Genomic DNA, 16,963 nt, shown 5'->3' on the forward strand with positions numbered 1-16,963 from the left:
CATCGCGCCGCGCGGCGCACAACAAGGAAGAAGGGGACACGCCGTGAGTACTCCACGTACGCTCGAAGGCGAATTCGATTACGTGATCGTCGGCGCGGGCACCGCGGGCTGCGTGCTCGCGAACCGCCTGACCGAGGATCCCGACATCCGCGTCCTGCTGCTGGAAGCCGGCGGCAAGGACGACTATCACTGGATCCATATTCCGGTCGGCTATCTGTACTGCATCGGCAACCCGCGCACCGACTGGCTGTACAAGACGCAACCCGAGGCGGCACTCAACGGGCGGGCGCTGTCGTATCCGCGCGGCCGCGTGCTCGGCGGCTGCTCGTCGATCAACGGGATGATCTACATGCGCGGCCAGCGCGAGGATTACGACAGCTGGGCCGAGGCCACCGGCGACGCCGGCTGGTCGTGGGACAGCGTGCTGCCGATCTTCAAGCGCAGCGAGGATCACCATGCGGGCGCGAGCGACGCGCACGGCGCGGGCGGCTACTGGCGCGTCGAGAAGCAGCGTCTGCGCTGGGAGATCCTCGAATCGTTCGCGCAGGCCGCACAGCAGTCCGGCATCCCCGCGACCGACGATTTCAACCGCGGCGACAATACCGGGGTCGGCTATTTCGAGGTGAACCAGAAGCGCGGCGTGCGCTGGAATACGTCGAAGGCATTCCTGCGGCCCGCGATGGCGCGGCCGAACCTGACCGTGATCACCGGCGCGCAGGCGCAGCGCGTGATCTTCGACGGGCGGCGCGCCGTCGGCGTCGAGTATCGCGGCGGCGGCACCGACTACGTCGCGCGGGCCCGCGCGGAAGTGCTGCTGACGTCCGGCGCGGTGAATTCGCCGCAGCTGCTCGAGCTGTCGGGAATCGGCGACGGCCGGCGATTGCAGGCGCTCGGCATCGACGTCGTGCAGGATCTGCCGGGCGTCGGCGAAAACCTGCAGGATCATCTGCAGTTGCGGATGGCGTTTCGCGTCGAAGGCGTGCGCACGCTCAACACGCTGTCCGCGCACTGGTGGGGCAAGCTGATGATCGGCGCCGAATATGCGTTGCTGCAGCGCGGGCCGATGTCGATGGCGCCGTCGCAGCTCGGCGCATTCGCGAAATCGGATCCGGACGATCCCGCGCTCACGCGCCCCGATCTCGAATACCACGTGCAGCCGTTGTCGCTCGAACGCTTCGGCGAACCGCTGCACAGCTTCAACGCATTCACGGCGTCGGTGTGTCATCTGCGGCCGACCTCGCGTGGCAGCGTGCACGTCACGAGCGCCGATCCGGGCATCGCGCCGGCGATCGCGCCGAACTATCTGTCGACCGATCACGATCGCCATGTCGCCGCGAACGCGCTGCGCCTGACGCGCCGGATCGCGTCCGCGCCGGCGCTCGCGCGCTATCGTCCCGCGGAAATCCTGCCGGGCACGCAATACCGGAGCGAAGCCGAGCTGATCGAGGCGGCCGGCGCCGTCGGCACGACGATCTTCCATCCGGTCGGCACCTGCCGGATGGGACGGGCCGACGACGAACGCGCGGTGGTCGACAGCCGGTTGCGCGTACGCGGCATCGCCGGGCTGCGGATCGTCGACGCGTCGGTGATGCCGTTCATCACGTCGGGCAACACCAATTCGCCGACGCTGATGATCGCCGAGCGGGCGAGCGACATGATCCGCGCCGATCGCCGCGCGGCGCGCGAGGCGACGCCGGTGCGAACCGACGCTGCGGCGTCGGTTGCGTGACGGCCCGCTGATTCGCTATGCGAAACAAGCCGTCGCCGCGGCCGCGCGAGCGGCACGATCCATGCTCGATGCAGGCCGCGCAGTCGCGCGGCTTGTTTCATCGCGCGTGCCGGGTGTGGCGGAAGGTCAACGCGCGATGATGCACGTGTCAAAAAAGCATGGCGAAAAATCGCGTTCGGCCGCGTGCGACAGGGCGGTCAGCCCTATAAGTGCAAATCCCGATGATTGCACTGCACCAACGGCGCGACAATGTTGCGCAATGTGCATACGCGTCGGCGCGGGAGACCAACCCTCGAGGCGTACCACGGCGCCCGGGGGCAGCCCGCTGATCCGCTGACCTGTTCGCGGCCGCTTGCGCCAGGCATCCCGGTGCTTCGCCTGACTTCGTACGGAAGGGAACATGATTCTCGGCGACACGATTCTGGAAACACGCGGACTGACGAAGGAATTCAGGGGCTTCACCGCCGTGAACGGCGTCAACCTGCGTGTGCGCCGCGGTGCGATCCACGCATTGATCGGGCCCAACGGCGCGGGCAAGACCACCTGCTTCAACCTTCTCACCAAGTTCCTGACACCGACGGCCGGCCAGATCGTCTTCAACGGCATCGACATCACCGACGAGCGGCCCGCGCAGGTCGCGCGGCGCGGCATCATCCGTTCGTTCCAGATCTCGGCCGTGTTCCCGCACCTGACCGCGCTGCAGAACGTGCGCATCGGCCTGCAGCGCGCGCTCGGCACCGAATTCCATTTCTGGCGCAGCGAACGCACGCTGAAGCGGCTCGACGACCGTGCGATGGATCTCCTCACGCAGGTCGGCCTCACCGATTTCGCGCACGTGCCGACCGTCGAACTCGCGTACGGCCGCAAGCGCGCGCTCGAGATCGCGACGACGCTCGCGATGGAACCCGAACTGATGCTGCTCGACGAGCCCACGCAGGGGATGGGCCACGAGGACGTCGATCGCGTGACCGCGCTGATCAAGAAGGTCGCGAGCGGCCGCACGATCCTGATGGTGGAGCACAACATGAACGTGATCGCGGGCATCTCCGACACGATCACCGTCCTGCAACGCGGTGAGGTGCTGGCCGAAGGCTCGTATGCGGAGGTCTCGAAGAATCCGCTCGTCATCGAAGCCTACATGGGCAGCGCCGACGCGGCGCTCGCGGGGGCGCACGCATGAAGCACAGCGAACGGGAGGAACGCGAATTGAGCGGCGTCGAGAGCGGTACGCCCGCGCTGGAGATCACGGGCCTGGAGGCCTGGTACGGGGAATCCCACATATTGCACGGTGTCGACCTGACCGTGCATCGCGGCGAGGTCGTCACGCTGCTCGGCCGCAACGGCGCGGGCCGCACGACGACGCTGCGCGCGATCATGGGCCTCACGGGCCGCCGCAGCGGGTCGATCAAGGTCGCGGGCTACGAGACGATCGGCCTCGCGACGCACCGCATCGCGCATTTCGGCATCGGCTACTGCCCGGAGGAGCGCGGGATCTTCTCGAGCCTGTCGTGCGAGGAGAACCTGATGCTGCCGCCGCTGATCGGGCCGCGCGAGCACGCGATGTCGCTCGACGAGATCTACGCGATGTTCCCGAACCTCGCGTCGCGCCGGCAGAGCCAGGGCACGCGGCTGTCCGGCGGCGAGCAGCAGATGCTCGCGGTCGCGCGGATCCTGCGCACCGGCGCGAACCTGCTGCTGCTCGACGAGATTTCCGAAGGCCTCGCACCGGTGATCGTGCAGGCGCTCGCGCGGATGATCGTCGCGCTGAAGGCGCGCGGCTACACGATCGTGATGGTCGAACAGAATTTCCGTTTTGCCGCGCCGCTCGCCGACCGCTTCTACGTGATGGAGCACGGTACCATCGTCGAGCATTTCCAGGCGGCCGAACTGGAAAGCAAGATGCCGACCCTGCACGACCTGCTTGGGGTGTGACGCCGCCCCGTTGCCCTTGCCGCTAGCCGTGGCGGCCCTCGAACAACCACAACGCATCAGAACAACAGGAGACGTCAATGAAAATGAAGACCCTCGCACAGGCCTGTCTCGCACTCGCGGCCGCCGCGTTCACCGCCGGCGCCGCACACGCGGCGGATACCGTGAAGATCGGCTTCATCACCGACATGTCGGGGCTTTACGCGGATATCGACGGGCAGGGCGGCCTCGAGGCGATCCGCATGGCGGTCGCCGATTTCGGCGGCAAGGTGCTCGGCAAGCCGATCGAGGTCGTCTATGCCGATCACCAGAACAAGGCCGACATTGCCGCATCGAAGGCGCGCGAATGGATGGACCGCGGCGGGCTCGACCTGCTGGTCGGCGGCACGAACTCGGCCACCGCGCTGTCGATGAACCAGGTCGCGGCCGAGAAGAAGAAGGTCTACATCAACATCGGCGCGGGCGCCGACACGCTGACCAACGAGCAGTGCACGCCGTACACGGTCCACTATGCATACGACACGATGGCGCTCGCGAAAGGCACCGGTTCGGCGGTGGTGAAGCAGGGCGGCAAGTCGTGGTTCTTCCTGACGGCCGACTACGCGTTCGGCAAGGCGCTCGAGAAGAACACGTCGGACGTCGTGAAGGCGAACGGCGGGCAGGTGCTCGGCGCGGTGCGCCACCCGCTGTCGGCATCGGATTTCTCGTCGTTCCTGCTGCAGGCGCAGGCGTCGAAGGCGCAGATTCTCGGCCTCGCGAACGCCGGCGGCGACACGATCAACTCGATCAAGGCCGCGAAGGAATTCGGCATCATGAAGACGATGAAGCTCGCCGCGCTGCTGATGTTCATCGACGACGTGCACAGCCTCGGCCTCGAGACGACGCAGGGCCTCGTGCTGACCGACAGCTGGTACTGGAACCGCGACGCCGCGTCGCGCCAGTGGGCGCAGCGCTACTTCGGCAAGATGAAGAAGATGCCGTCGAGCCTGCAGGCGGCCGACTACTCGTCGGTGACGACCTACCTGAAGGCCGTGCAGGCCGCCGGAACGACCGACTCCGACAAGGTGATGGCCGAGCTGAAGAAGATCAAGATCAACGATTTCTACGCGAAGGGCTACATCCGCACGGACGGCAGCATGATCCACGACATGTACCTGATGGAAGTGAAGAAGCCGTCGGAATCGAAGGAGCCGTGGGATTACTACAAGGTGCTCGCGACGATTCCGGGCGAACAGGCGTTCGGGACCAAGCAGGAGACGCGCTGCGCGTTGTGGAAGTAAGCAGGGCGTAGCGGCGCGCACGGGCGCGCCGCTCGGTGGCGGCTGCCGCGATGTGCCCGCTGCGCCGCCCGCGTGCGTGGCGCCTGAAGGTTGCGCACGCAACGAAACTCATTCTGACGGCTAAGTCGATGGAAATCTTTGGCATTCCGTTGCCGGCGATGCTGAGCCAGTTGCTGCTCGGGCTCGTCAACGGCTCGTTCTACGCGATCCTGAGCCTCGGGCTCGCGGTGATCTTCGGGCTGCTCAACGTGATCAACTTCGCGCACGGCGCGCTGTTCATGCTGGGCGCGATGCTCGCGTGGATGGGCCTGTCGTACTTCGGGCTGCCGTACTGGGCGATGCTCGTGCTGGCGCCGCTGGTGGTCGGCGCGTTCGGGATCGCGATCGAACGCTCGATGCTGCGCTGGCTGTACAAGCTCGATCACCTGTACGGGCTGCTGCTCACGTTCGGCCTCACGCTGGTCGTCGAAGGCGTGTTCCGGTCGATCTACGGATCGTCGGGCCAGCCGTACGACGTGCCGTCGCAGCTGTCGGGCGCGACCAACCTCGGCTTCATGTTCCTGCCGAACTATCGCGCGTGGGTCGTCGTCGCGTCGCTCGCGGTGTGTCTCGCGACGTGGTTCGTGATCGAGAAGACGCGTCTGGGTGCCTACCTGCGCGCGGGCACCGAGAACCCGAAGCTCGTCGAGGCGTTCGGCGTGAACGTGCCGATGATGATCACGCTCACCTACGGCTTCGGCGTCGCGCTCGCCGCGTTCGCCGGCGTGCTGGCCGCGCCGGTGATCCAGGTGTCGCCGCTGATGGGCCAGCCGATGATCATCACCGTGTTCGCGGTGGTCGTGATCGGCGGGATGGGCTCGATCCTCGGCTCGATCGTCACGGGCCTGCTGCTCGGCGTGATCGAAGGCTTCACGCGCGTGTTCTATCCGGAAGCGTCGGCCACCGTCGTGTTCGTGATCATGGCGATCGTGCTGCTGTTCCGCCCGGCGGGCCTCTTCGGCAAGGAAAAATGATGCAGAGAAAAGTGCTCTACGGCGTGCTGCTCGCCGCACTGCTCGCCGCGCCGTTCATCGGCGCGTATCCGGTGTTCGTGATGAAGGTGCTGACGTTCGCGCTGTTCGCGGCCGCGTTCAACCTGCTGATCGGCTATACGGGGCTGCTGTCGTTCGGCCATGCGATGTTCCTCGCGACGGCCGGCTACGCGACCGGCTATTCGATGCAGACGCTCGGCTTCACGCCGGAGCTCGGCGTGCTGGTCGGCACCGTCGCAGCGACGCTGCTCGGGCTCGTCGTCGGGCTGTTTGCGATCCGCCGGCAGGGCATCTACTTCGCGATGATCACGCTCGCGTTCGCGCAGATGGTCTATTTCATCTACCTGCAGGCGCCGTTCACGCACGGCGAGGACGGCCTGCAGGGCGTGCCGCGCGGCCGCCTGTTCGGGCTGCTCGACCTGTCGAACGACGTCGCGCTGTACTACGTCGTGCTGGCGGTGGTCGTCGCCGCATGCGCGTTCATCGTGCGGGTCGTCCATTCGCCGTTCGGCCAGGTGCTCGTCGCCATCAAGGAAAACGAAGCGCGCGCCATCTCGCTCGGCTACGACACCGACCGCTTCAAGCTGCTCGCGTTCATCCTATCGGCCGGGCTCGCGGGGCTGGCCGGCTCGCTGAAGGTGCTCGTGCTCGGCTTCGAGACGCTGTCCGACGCGCACTGGACGATGTCGGGCCTGGTCGTGCTGATGACGCTCGTCGGCGGGATGGGCACCCTGTTCGGGCCGCTGCTCGGCGCCGCGCTGATCGTCGCGCTGGAAGACCGGCTCGGCGACATCGGAGAATGGCTCGCGTCGGCCACGGGCGTCGCGTGGTTTCATTCGCTCGGCGAGTCGGCGACGATCGTCACCGGGCTGATCTTCATCGCATGCGTGCTGGCATTCCGGCGCGGCATCGTCGGCGAGATGGTTGCGCGGATCAAGCCGCTCCGGGCATCGCCCTGAGCGCAGGCCGTACGCATCGCCGCCCGCTGATGCGCAGCACCATCCCGCATGCGCCGAAAAGGGTATTGCGGCCGGCTCGGGCCGGCGCCGCGCGACAGGCTGGTGCCCCATTTTCGTGCGGCAATGCACCATAGGGGTAAATGCTAAGTTGTCGTGGTGCTTAAGCCTCTTTAAGATTCACTCTAGTTCTGATGCACCGCGAAACGAATTTGCAGGTGGAGAACGAGGAGACAATCGAGGCACAAAGTGCCCGGACCCCAAAGCGCTGTTGGACGGAATCCAACAGCGCTTTTTCATTTGCGTGCACGGATTTCCCCCGATGGTGCATCGGCCTGCGCGATAGTCGTGCCCCGCGCCTGCATGCGCATCGCTTCCGCGCTTCGCCGCGTTCTCCGTTTTTCCCGTTCCCGTCATTCGTTTGCAGACAGCGCGCCGTTGCGTACATGCTGTCCGGGCTTACCCGGTTGGCGTGCGCGAATCGCGTCCGTTACACTCAGCTTTCGCCGACCGAGCGGTCGGGAAAACGGTCGGCAGTTCTCCTACAAGCAGAATGCAGAAGAGGGAGTACGGTTGGATGAGCAGCGCGGGACGATGGTTCGGGGCAGGAAAGGCGGCTGGCGCCGCCCGTTCGTCGCGGGGTGTGGCAACGGTCAGCGCGGCCTTCCCGGGCCGTTCTGCGGCCTGTACGCGCGCTGCGACGCCATCGCGGGTCGTTGCGTTCGCATCCGTATCCGCATTCTCATGAGCCGCCGTTTTTTCGACGTTTCACCGCGCGCATACCTGGCCGTATCCGGCCGGCGCGGCGTGCGTTCCCGCCATCGTTGCGCATGCATCGATCGTTCGCACGATCCCGTATTTCTTCGCCACCTTCATCCTGACGACACTGCTGCTGCGCATCGTGGTGGGCGAACGGCCGTGTCAGGCGGCAGGCGGCGGATGTGCGGGGTTTCACGGGAAAACGAGCGTAGGCGCGGCCAGGCGAGATAGTTAAATTATTAACTTGTTTTGGGGGACCGGGAGCCGCCCGAGCGACCCGTGGCTTTTTCGAGCAGCGTTTGGAGACAACGTAAATGAAGATGAATCGATGGATGGAGGCCGTGCTTGCCGCGGGCCTCGTGTGCGCGGCGGCAACGGCGTCGGCGCAGGTGAAGATCGGCGTGACGCTGTCGGCCACCGGGCCGGCCGCGTCGCTCGGGATCCCGGAAAAGAACACGATCGCGCTGCTGCCCAAGGAAATCGCGGGCAAGAGCGTGCAGTACATCGTGCTGGATGACGCCTCCGACACGAGCCGTGCGGTGCAGAACGTGCGCAAGCTGATCGACGAGGACCACGTCGACGCGATCATCGGCTCGTCCGTCACGCCGAACTCGCTCGCGATGCTCGACCCGGTATCGCAGGGCAAGACGCCGACGATCTCGCTCGCCGCGAGCGCGCAGATCATCTCGCCGATGGACGCGAAGCGCGCGTGGATGTTCAAGGTGCCGCAGAATGACCAGCTGATGGCCGATGCGATCGCCGGCTACATGGCGAAGCACGGCGTGAAGACGGTCGGCTTCGTCGGCTTTGCCGATGCGTACGGCGACAGCTGGTACAACACGTTCAACGCGGCGGCCGCGAAGAACGGCCTGAAGGTCGTATCGAACGAGCGCTACAACCGCACCGACGCGTCGGTGATGGGGCAGGTGCTGAAGCTGCTGGGCTCGAACCCGGATGCGGTGCTGATCGCGGGCTCCGGCACGCCGGCGGCGCTGCCGGCCAAGACGCTGAAGGAGCGTGGCTACAAGGGCAAGGTGTACCAGACGCACGGCGTCGCGAACAACGACTTCCTGCGCGTGTGCGGCAAGGATTGCGAAGGCGAGATCCTGCCGGCCGGCCCGGTGCTCGTGACCGACCAGCTGCCTGATTCGAACCCGGTGAAGAAGCCGGCGCTCGGTTACAAGGCCGCGTACGAGAAGGCCTACGGCGCGGGCTCGCTGTCGACGTTCGGCGGCCATGCGTGGGATGCGGGGCTGTTGCTGCAGCGTGCGATTCCGGAGGCGCTGAAGAAGGGCCAGCCGGGCACCGAGGCGTTCCGCGAGGCGCTGCGTGCGTCGCTCGAAAGCGTGAAGGACCTTCCCGTGTCGCACGGCGTGATCAACATGACGGCAACCGATCACAACGGCTTCGACACGCGTGCGCGCGTGATGGTGCAGATCGTCGACGGCAAGTGGAAGCTGCAGGCCGAGTAAGCATCACGTGAAACCGGCATGCGCGGCGCGAACGGCGCCGCGCATGCCGTCGGCAGGGCGCCGGGCCTGACGGGCCGCGCCCCGGGCTGCCTGGAACGTCCGGGGGCCGACACATGGCGGGTGACGCGCCTGCCGTGTCGCCCATGCCCCGCGGCGTTTCCGCCTTTCGTTTCTCCGCAGCATTCTCGATACACGAAACGTATGGATCTCTCGATTGCGGCGATCCTCGCGCAAGACGGCATCACGACGGGCGCCATTTATGCATTGCTGTCCCTGGCGCTCGTGCTGGTGTTTTCCGTCACGCGGGTGATCTTCATTCCCCAGGGCGAATTCGTCGCCTACGGTGCGCTGACGCTTGCCGCGTTGCAGGCGCAGAAATTTCCCGCCACCTGCTGGCTGCTGTTCGTGATGGGCATCGCGTGCTTCCTGCTCGAAGTCGGCGGCCTGATCCGGCATCGCGAGCGCCGCCATCAGCTCGGCCGCACGCTCGCGACGCTCGGCAGCCGCTACATCCTGCTGCCGCTCGCGGTGTTCGCGATCACGCGCAGCTTTGCCGCGCAGCCGATGCCGATGCTCGCGCAGATCGCGCTGACGCTTGCGATCGTCGTGCCGATGGGGCCGTTCGTCTACCGGCTCGTGTACCAGCCGATCGCCGAAGGCACGACGCTGCTGCTGTTGATCGTGTCGGTCGCCGTCCACTTCGCGATGGTCGGCCTCGGGCTCGTGATGTTCGGCGCGGAAGGCTCGCGTACCAACGGATTCTCGGACGCGTCGCTGGCGATCGGCAGCATGACGATCTCGGTGCAGAGCATCCTGGTCGTCGCCACGGCGCTCGTGCTGATCGGTGCGCTCTACGTGTACTTCGGCCGCACGATCGCCGGCAAGGCGCTGCGTGCGACGTCGGTGAACCGGCTCGGCGCTCGGCTCGTCGGCATCGGCACGACGGAAGCGGGGCGGCTCGCGTTTACGTTTGCGGCGGGGCTCGGCGTGCTGTCCGGGATCCTCGTCGGCCCGCTGACGACGATCTACTACGACTCGGGCTTCCTGATCGGTCTGAAGGGTTTCGTCGGCGCGATCATCGGCGGGCTCGTCAGCTATCCGCTCGCGGCCGCCGGCTCGCTGCTGGTTGGCGTGCTCGAATCGTATTCGTCGTTCTGGGCGAGCGCGTACAAGGAGGTGATCGTGTTCACGCTGATCATTCCGGTGCTGCTGTGGCGGAGCTTCGTGACGCCGCATGCGGAAGAGGAAGAGGAGTGACGCGATGAAGACGATGGTACGCAACAAGACCTTCTGGGTGTTTCTCGTGGTGTTGTTCGCGCTGCCGGTGCTGCCCGGCGCGCTGCACGTGCCCGAGTACTGGATCACGCTGCTGAACTACATCGGCCTCTATGCGATCGTCGCGATCGGGCTCGTGCTGCTGACGGGCGTTGGCGGGATGACGAGCTTCGGACAGGCCGCGTTCGTCGGCATCGGCGCGTATGCGACCGCGTTCCTGACGACGCGCTACGGCGTATCGCCGTGGCTCGCGCTGATCGTCGGCGTCGTGCTGACGGCGCTCGTCGCGCTCGTGCTGGGTGCGGTCACGATGCGGCTGTCCGGGCACTTCCTGCCGCTCGGCACGATCGCGTGGGGCCTCGCGCTGTTCTACCTGTTCGGCAACCTCGAGCTGCTCGGCAAGTACGACGGGATCAACGGCATTCCGGCGCTGAACCTGTTCGGCCTCGCGCTCGAAAGCGGCCGCAGCCTGTACTTCCTGATCTGGGCCGTCGTGCTGGCCGCGATCGTGTCGGTGCAGAACCTGCTGAACAGCCGCCCGGGCCGCGCGATCCGCGCACTGCGCGGCGGCGGCGTGATGGCCGAGGCGATGGGCGTGAACACGGCATGGATGCGCGTGGTGATCTTCGTCTACGCAGCCGTGCTGGCGGCCGTGTCGGGCTTCCTGTACGCGCATCTGCAGCGTGCGGTGAACCCGACCCCGTTCGGGCTGAATCACGGGATCGAGTTCCTGTTCATGGCCGTGGTCGGCGGCGTGTCGCACGTGTGGGGCGCGGTGCTCGGTGCAGCGATCCTCACGGTGCTGCAGGACTACCTGCAGACGCTGCTGCCGAAGCTGCTCGGCTCGGAAGGCAACTTCGAGATCATCGTGTTTGGCGTGCTGATGGTGCTGCTGCTGCAGTACGCCCGCCAGGGCGTGTGGCCGTTCGTTGCCCGGCTGTTCCCGCGCGGGCCGAGCGCGCACGTGCCCGAGCAGGCCGATCCGCTGCCGCAGCGTGCGAAGCCGGCGGCCGGTGAGCCGCTGCTCGTCGTCGACAATGCACGCAAGCAGTTCGGCGGGCTCGTGGCCGTCAACGACGTCAGCTTCGACGTGAAAGCGGGGCAGATCATCGGGCTGATCGGTCCGAACGGCGCCGGCAAGTCGACCACGTTCAACCTCGTGACGGGCGTGCTGAAGCCGACGGGCGGCACGATCACGTTCCGTGGCGAGCGGATCGACGGGCTCACGTCGCGCCAGATCGTCCGCCGCGGCATCGGCCGTACCTTCCAGCACGTGAAGCTGCTGCCCGCGATGACGGTGCTCGAGAACGTCGCGATCGGTGCGCATCTGCGCGGCCATACGGGCGTCTGGCGCAGCATCGCGCGGCTCAATGCACACGAGGAGGCGCAACTGCTGGCCGAAGCCGCACGCCAGATCCGCCGCGTGGGGCTCGAGAAGCACATGTACGACGAAGCGGGCAGCCTCGCGCTCGGCCAGCAGCGGATTCTCGAAATCGCCCGCGCGCTGTGCTGCGATCCGACGCTGCTGCTGCTCGACGAGCCGGCTGCGGGGCTGCGTTACCAGGAGAAGCAACAGCTCGCCGACCTGCTGCGACGGCTGAAGGCGGAAGGCATGAGCGTGTTGCTCGTGGAACATGACATGGATTTCGTGATGAATCTCACCGACCGGCTGGTGGTGATGGAGTTCGGCACGCGGATCGCGGAAGGGTTGCCGCAGGATGTGCAGCAGGACCCGGCCGTGCTTGAAGCGTATCTGGGCGGGGTGGAGTGATGACGGACACGACGATGCCGATTCTCGAAGTGCGCGGGCTGGCAGTCCGGTACGGGAAGGTGGAGGCACTGCACGGTGCGGCGATCAAGGTCGGTGCGGGGCAGATCGTCAGCGTGATCGGCCCGAACGGTGCCGGCAAGTCGACGCTGCTGAACGCGATCATGGGCGCGTTACCGGTTACGGGGCATGCGTCGGGCGCGGTCGTGTACCGCGGCAGCGACGTCGGTGCGTTGCCGGTCGAGCAGCGTGTCGCGCGCGGGATGTGCCTCGTACCGGAAAAGCGCGAGCTGTTCAGCACGATGACGGTCGAGGACAACCTTGTGCTGGGTGCATATCGCCGCAAGCAGGCTGGCGAATCGAACTTCCTCGACCAGCTCGACCACGTGTTCGCGCTGTTCCCGCGGCTGAAGGAGCGCCGCAAGCAGGCGGCCGGCACGCTGTCGGGCGGCGAGCGGCAGATGCTTGCGGTCGGCCGCGCGCTGATGGGCAAGCCCGACCTGTTGATGCTCGACGAGCCGAGCCTCGGGCTCGCGCCGCTGATCGTGAAGGAGATCTTTCATATCATCAGCGCGTTGCGCGGTACGGGGGTGGCGACGTTGCTGATCGAACAGAACGCGCGGGCCGCGTTGCAGATCTCGGATTACGGCTATGTGCTGGAGACCGGTGAGGTTGCGCTGGAAGGGCCGGCCGCCGAGCTTGCGCAGAATCCGCGCGTGATCGAAACGTACCTGGGGCTGACGAAGAAGACGGCTTGATGGTCCGAGCGGTTGGCGGGAAACGAACGGCGTGTTTCACGTGAAACACGCCGTTTTTATTTGCCGGTGAGGCCTGGTTGGCTCGAGGTCTGGGGATAAGCGCCGGAGGAATCGTCTTGAGTCCTGTGCGGCGGTGGCTCGTTCCACAGGCCAATGATGTGTGGAACCTCGGTGGACAAGGGTGAGAGCAACCGGCAGAAATGCTGTGAAGAGAAGGGGGCACAGCATGTCGTGTTCGCGCGGCCTCGCGGGCCACAGATATCGATCGGGTCATATTCCGCTTGCGGCGTTCTCGCCAGCCAGGTTTTTTGCACAGGTGCAGCGATGTACGGCAAACCGTGCTCGGGCTTTGCCTGAACAGGCTCGACACCCTGGATTCTCCCGTCCACGGCCCAAAAATCGACGAAATGCACAGACCCTACCATTCGGACGGCATTCGGGTGAAAAGCGAACCCGCTATAATTCGGCCCATACATTTCTCTGATAGGTTCGTGCGCAGCTCGGCGTGCGGAATCCACCATGCTTTTTCCCACAGAATTTGACGTCATCGTCGTTGGTGGCGGTCATGCCGGCACGGAAGCCGCGCTGGCGTCCGCCCGTATGGGCGCGAAGACGCTGCTGCTGACCCACAATATCGAAACGCTCGGGCAGATGAGCTGCAATCCGTCGATCGGCGGCATCGGCAAGGGCCATCTGGTCAAGGAAGTCGACGCGCTGGGTGGCGCAATGGCCGCCGCGACGGACGAGAGCGGTATTCAGTTCCGGATCCTCAATTCGTCGAAGGGCCCGGCCGTGCGCGCGACGCGTGCGCAGGCCGACCGCATCCTGTACAAGGCCGCGATCCGCCACCGGCTCGAGAACCAGCCGAACCTGTGGCTGTTCCAGCAGGCCGTCGACGACCTGATGGTCGAAGGCGATCGCGTGGTGGGCGCCGTCACGCAGATCGGTATCCGCTTCCGCTCGCGTGCGGTCGTGCTGACGGCCGGCACGTTCCTCGACGGCAAGATCCACGTCGGCCTGAACAACTACACGGGCGGCCGCGCCGGCGATCCGGCAGCCGTGTCGCTGTCGTCGCGCCTGAAGGAGCTGAAGCTGCCGCAGGGCCGGTTGAAGACCGGTACGCCCCCGCGTATCGACGGCCGGACGATCGACTTCTCGAAGCTCGACGAGCAGCCGGGCGACCTCGATCCGATTCCCGTGTTTTCGTTCCTGGGCCGCGCGGAGCAGCATCCGCAGCAGCTGCCGTGCTGGGTCACGCATACGAACGAACGCACGCACGACATCATTCGCGGCGGCCTCGACCGTTCGCCTATGTATACAGGCGTGATCGAAGGCGTCGGGCCGCGTTATTGCCCGTCGATCGAGGACAAGATCCACCGGTTCGCGTCGAAGGAATCGCACCAGATCTTTCTCGAGCCGGAAGGGCTGACGACCAACGAGTTCTACCCGAACGGGATCTCGACGAGCCTGCCGTTCGATGTCCAGCTCGAGCTCGTGCATTCGATGCGCGGCCTCGAGAACGCGCACATCCTGCGCCCGGGTTATGCGATCGAGTACGACTATTTCGACCCGCGCGCGCTGAAGGCGTCGCTCGAGACCAAGGCGATCAACGGGTTGTTCTTTGCGGGCCAGATCAACGGCACGACCGGCTATGAAGAGGCGGCCGCGCAGGGCTTGCTGGCCGGCCTCAATGCGGGGCGCTATGTGCAGGAGAAGGACGCGTGGTGCCCGCGTCGTGACCAGGCCTATCTGGGCGTGCTGGTCGACGATCTCGTGACGCGTGGCGTGGCCGAGCCGTACCGGATGTTCACGAGCCGTGCCGAGTATCGCCTGAGCCTGCGTGAAGACAATGCCGACATGCGCCTGACCGAGATCGGCCGCGAGCTGGGGCTCGTCGACGACGCGCGCTGGGACGCATTCAGCCGGAAGCGCGACGCTGTTTCACGTGAAACCGAACGCCTGAAGTCGACGTGGGTCACGCCGAAGACGCTGCCGCCGGAAGAGGCGACCGCGCTGCTCGGCAAGGCGATCGATCACGAATACAGCCTCGCCGAACTGCTGCGTCGTCCGGGCATCAGCTACGACGGCGTATGCGGGCTGAAGGGCGGTGAATGCGGTCCCGCGGAGCTGCTGACCGACGATCCGGTGCTGCTCGAGCAGATCAAGGAGCAGGTCGAGATTGGTATCAAGTATCAGGGCTATATCGAGCGCCAGGCATCCGAGATCGAACGCAACGACGCGAACGAGAACACGCGCTTGCCCGATGGTATCGATTACCGTGAAGTGCGCGGGCTGTCGTTCGAAGTGAGCCAGAAGCTCAACGAGTTCCGGCCGGAAACGATCGGGCAGGCATCGCGCATCTCGGGCGTCACGCCGGCGGCAATCTCGCTGCTGATGGTGCACCTGAAGCGTCGCGGGCTGGGCCGCCGGAATGGCACGGCCGCCGAGGCAACGGAGCAGGGGGACGGCGCCGTCCCGACGCAACAATGACGACGCGTCGCGCGCCGGCGGTTAATCGGGACGTACTGGAACAGATGCTCGTCGAAGGCATGGCGGCGCTCGACCTCACGCTGACGGATGCTCAGCGCAACCAGTTGCTCGACTATGTCGCGCTGCTCGGCAAGTGGAACGCGGTCTACAACCTGACCGCGATCCGCGACCCGAAGCAGATGCTGATCCAGCACATCCTCGATTCGCTTTCGATCGTCCCGCATCTGCGCGGCCGTGCGTCGGCGCGTGTGCTCGACGTCGGTTCGGGCGGCGGGTTGCCCGGCATCGTGCTCGCGATCGTCGAGCCGGACTGGCAGGTCACGCTGAACGATATCGTGCAGAAGAAGTCTGCATTCCAGACGCAGATGCGCGCGGAACTGAAGCTCGCGAACCTGTCGGTCGTCACCGGGCGGGTCGAATCGCTGCAGCCGGGCGTCGAAGTGCCGGAAAAATTCGACATGATCGTATCCCGCGCTTTCGCGGATCTGTCCGACTTCGTTAAACTTGCTCGACATCTGGTTGCGCCGGGTGGATCGATCTGGGCAATGAAGGGCGTTCACCCGGATGACGAAATTGCGCGTTTGCCGGAAGGCAGCCGCGTGAAGCAGACGATCCGGCTGGCGGTGCCGATGCTCGATGCCGAGCGGCATCTGTTCGAAGTGGCCGTCGACGACGCGAATTGAAGGCGCGCGGTAGCGCGCCGTTTGTTTGAAGGTAAAGGGAACACACCAACGATGGCAAAGATCTTCTGCGTTGCGAACCAGAAGGGGGGCGTCGGCAAGACGACGACATCGGTCAATCTCGCCGCAAGCCTTGCAGCGCAGGAGCAACGAGTCCTGCTGATCGATCTCGACCCGCAGGGCAACGCGACGATGGGCAGCGGGATCGACAAGGCCGCCTGTGAGGCGACCGTGTACGAAGTGCTGGTCGATGGCGTGTCGGTCGCCGATGCGCGCATCCGCCCGGACGGCGTCACCTACGACGTGCTGCCCGCGAACCGCGAGCTGTCCGGTGCCGAGATCGAACTGATCAGCATCGACAACCGCGAGCGCCGGCTGAAGACAGCGCTCAAGCGCGTGGCCGACGACTACGATTTCGTGCTGATCGATTGCCCGCCGACGCTGTCGCTGCTGACGCTGAACGGGTTGTGCGCGGCACATGGCGTCGTGATCCCGATGCAGTGCGAGTACTTCGCGCTGGAAGGGTTGTCGGACCTCGTCAACACGATCAAGCAGGTTCACGCGAACATGAACCGCGACCTGAAGATCATCGGCTTGCTGCGTGTGATGTTCGATCCGCGCATCACGCTGCAGCAGCAAGTCTCCGATCAACTGAAAGCGCACTTTGGCGACAAGGTGTTCGACGCGGTGATTCCGCGCAACGTGCGCCTGGCGGAAGCGCCGAGTTACGGGTTGCCGGGCGTCGTGTTCGACCGCAGCTCGCGCGGTGCGCAGGCGTATCTCCAGTTCGGTGCCGAGATGATCGAACGCGTCCGCGCGTTCGAGGTGTCGTGATC

At 65.8% G+C, this 16,963-nt stretch carries 13 protein-coding genes; all 13 read left to right on the forward strand.

Annotated features, from left to right (window positions below; translation table 11 throughout):
* Window positions 1-43 precede the first annotated feature (43 nt).
* The 13 genes from HWX00_RS23615 to HWX00_RS23675 all read left to right on the forward strand — a co-directional run bounded on the left by HWX00_RS23615 (window position 44) and on the right by HWX00_RS23675 (window position 16,961).
* Entirely contained in the window at window positions 44-1,729 is a 1,686-nt protein-coding gene (locus HWX00_RS23615; RefSeq protein ID WP_069705841.1) for a GMC family oxidoreductase, read from the forward strand.
* Window positions 1,730-2,129: 400 nt separating this feature from the next.
* Window positions 2,130-2,909 (forward strand): ABC transporter ATP-binding protein, encoded by a 780-nt coding sequence (locus HWX00_RS23620; protein WP_006477266.1) that lies wholly within the window; start codon window positions 2,130-2,132, stop codon window positions 2,907-2,909.
* A complete protein-coding gene (locus HWX00_RS23625; protein WP_175027862.1) occupies window positions 2,906-3,661 on the forward strand; it encodes an ABC transporter ATP-binding protein in 756 nt (251 codons plus the stop codon). Before HWX00_RS23620 ends, HWX00_RS23625 begins: the two co-directional genes overlap by 4 nt.
* 77 nt (window positions 3,662-3,738) lie before the next feature.
* Complete coding sequence (locus HWX00_RS23630) at window positions 3,739-4,938, forward strand: ABC transporter substrate-binding protein (protein WP_034188183.1); 1,200 nt, start codon at window positions 3,739-3,741, stop codon at window positions 4,936-4,938.
* A gap of 128 nt (window positions 4,939-5,066) precedes the next feature.
* On the forward strand, window positions 5,067-5,951 hold the full coding sequence (locus tag HWX00_RS23635) for a branched-chain amino acid ABC transporter permease (protein ID WP_034188182.1): 885 nt from the start codon (window positions 5,067-5,069) through the stop codon (window positions 5,949-5,951).
* Entirely contained in the window at window positions 5,951-6,928 is a 978-nt protein-coding gene (locus HWX00_RS23640; protein ID WP_034188181.1) for a branched-chain amino acid ABC transporter permease, read from the forward strand. The genes HWX00_RS23635 and HWX00_RS23640 overlap by 1 nt, the downstream gene beginning before the upstream one ends.
* A gap of 1,070 nt (window positions 6,929-7,998) precedes the next feature.
* Window positions 7,999-9,156, forward strand: coding sequence for an ABC transporter substrate-binding protein (locus HWX00_RS23645; RefSeq protein WP_175027861.1), 1,158 nt, complete (start codon window positions 7,999-8,001; stop codon window positions 9,154-9,156).
* A 201-nt stretch (window positions 9,157-9,357) separates the two neighbouring features.
* Entirely contained in the window at window positions 9,358-10,413 is a 1,056-nt protein-coding gene (locus HWX00_RS23650; RefSeq protein WP_034188179.1) for a branched-chain amino acid ABC transporter permease, read from the forward strand.
* Window positions 10,414-10,417: 4 nt separating this feature from the next.
* Window positions 10,418-12,202 (forward strand): branched-chain amino acid ABC transporter ATP-binding protein/permease, encoded by a 1,785-nt coding sequence (locus HWX00_RS23655; protein WP_049032698.1) that lies wholly within the window; start codon window positions 10,418-10,420, stop codon window positions 12,200-12,202.
* On the forward strand, window positions 12,202-12,957 hold the full coding sequence (locus tag HWX00_RS23660; RefSeq protein ID WP_175027860.1) for an ABC transporter ATP-binding protein: 756 nt from the start codon (window positions 12,202-12,204) through the stop codon (window positions 12,955-12,957). The genes HWX00_RS23655 and HWX00_RS23660 overlap by 1 nt, the downstream gene beginning before the upstream one ends.
* Before the next feature lie 519 nt (window positions 12,958-13,476).
* Window positions 13,477-15,447: a tRNA uridine-5-carboxymethylaminomethyl(34) synthesis enzyme MnmG gene (mnmG, locus tag HWX00_RS23665; RefSeq protein WP_175027859.1), complete on the forward strand. Its 1,971-nt coding sequence runs from the start codon at window positions 13,477-13,479 to the stop codon at window positions 15,445-15,447.
* Window positions 15,444-16,130, forward strand: a complete 687-nt coding sequence (rsmG, locus tag HWX00_RS23670) for a 16S rRNA (guanine(527)-N(7))-methyltransferase RsmG (protein ID WP_175027858.1) — start codon at window positions 15,444-15,446, stop codon at window positions 16,128-16,130. Before mnmG ends, rsmG begins: the two co-directional genes overlap by 4 nt.
* Before the next feature lie 51 nt (window positions 16,131-16,181).
* Complete coding sequence (locus HWX00_RS23675) at window positions 16,182-16,961, forward strand: ParA family protein (protein WP_175027857.1); 780 nt, start codon at window positions 16,182-16,184, stop codon at window positions 16,959-16,961.
* Window positions 16,962-16,963: the final 2 nt, after the last annotated feature.

The sequence above is a fragment of the Burkholderia seminalis DSM 23518 genome (assembly GCF_902832885.1).
GTDB lineage: Bacteria > Pseudomonadota > Gammaproteobacteria > Burkholderiales > Burkholderiaceae > Burkholderia > Burkholderia seminalis.

Excerpts from the sequence above, each read along its gene's own strand:
- HWX00_RS23660 (WP_175027860.1), top strand. The coding sequence starts at position 12,202 with ATGACGGACACGACGATGCCGATTCTCGAAGTGCGCGGGCTGGCAGTC.
- HWX00_RS23655 (WP_049032698.1), top strand. The coding sequence starts at position 10,418 with ATGAAGACGATGGTACGCAACAAGACCTTCTGGGTGTTTCTCGTGGTG.
- HWX00_RS23650 (WP_034188179.1), top strand. The coding sequence starts at position 9,358 with ATGGATCTCTCGATTGCGGCGATCCTCGCGCAAGACGGCATCACGACG.
- HWX00_RS23675 (WP_175027857.1), top strand. The coding sequence starts at position 16,182 with ATGGCAAAGATCTTCTGCGTTGCGAACCAGAAGGGGGGCGTCGGCAAG.
- HWX00_RS23625 (WP_175027862.1), top strand. The coding sequence starts at position 2,906 with ATGAAGCACAGCGAACGGGAGGAACGCGAATTGAGCGGCGTCGAGAGC.
- HWX00_RS23635 (WP_034188182.1), top strand. The coding sequence starts at position 5,067 with ATGGAAATCTTTGGCATTCCGTTGCCGGCGATGCTGAGCCAGTTGCTG.
- HWX00_RS23630 (WP_034188183.1), top strand. The coding sequence starts at position 3,739 with ATGAAAATGAAGACCCTCGCACAGGCCTGTCTCGCACTCGCGGCCGCC.
- rsmG (WP_175027858.1), top strand. The coding sequence starts at position 15,444 with ATGACGACGCGTCGCGCGCCGGCGGTTAATCGGGACGTACTGGAACAG.
- HWX00_RS23620 (WP_006477266.1), top strand. The coding sequence starts at position 2,130 with ATGATTCTCGGCGACACGATTCTGGAAACACGCGGACTGACGAAGGAA.
- HWX00_RS23640 (WP_034188181.1), top strand. The coding sequence starts at position 5,951 with ATGCAGAGAAAAGTGCTCTACGGCGTGCTGCTCGCCGCACTGCTCGCC.
- mnmG (WP_175027859.1), top strand. The coding sequence starts at position 13,477 with ATGCTTTTTCCCACAGAATTTGACGTCATCGTCGTTGGTGGCGGTCAT.
- HWX00_RS23645 (WP_175027861.1), top strand. The coding sequence starts at position 7,999 with ATGAAGATGAATCGATGGATGGAGGCCGTGCTTGCCGCGGGCCTCGTG.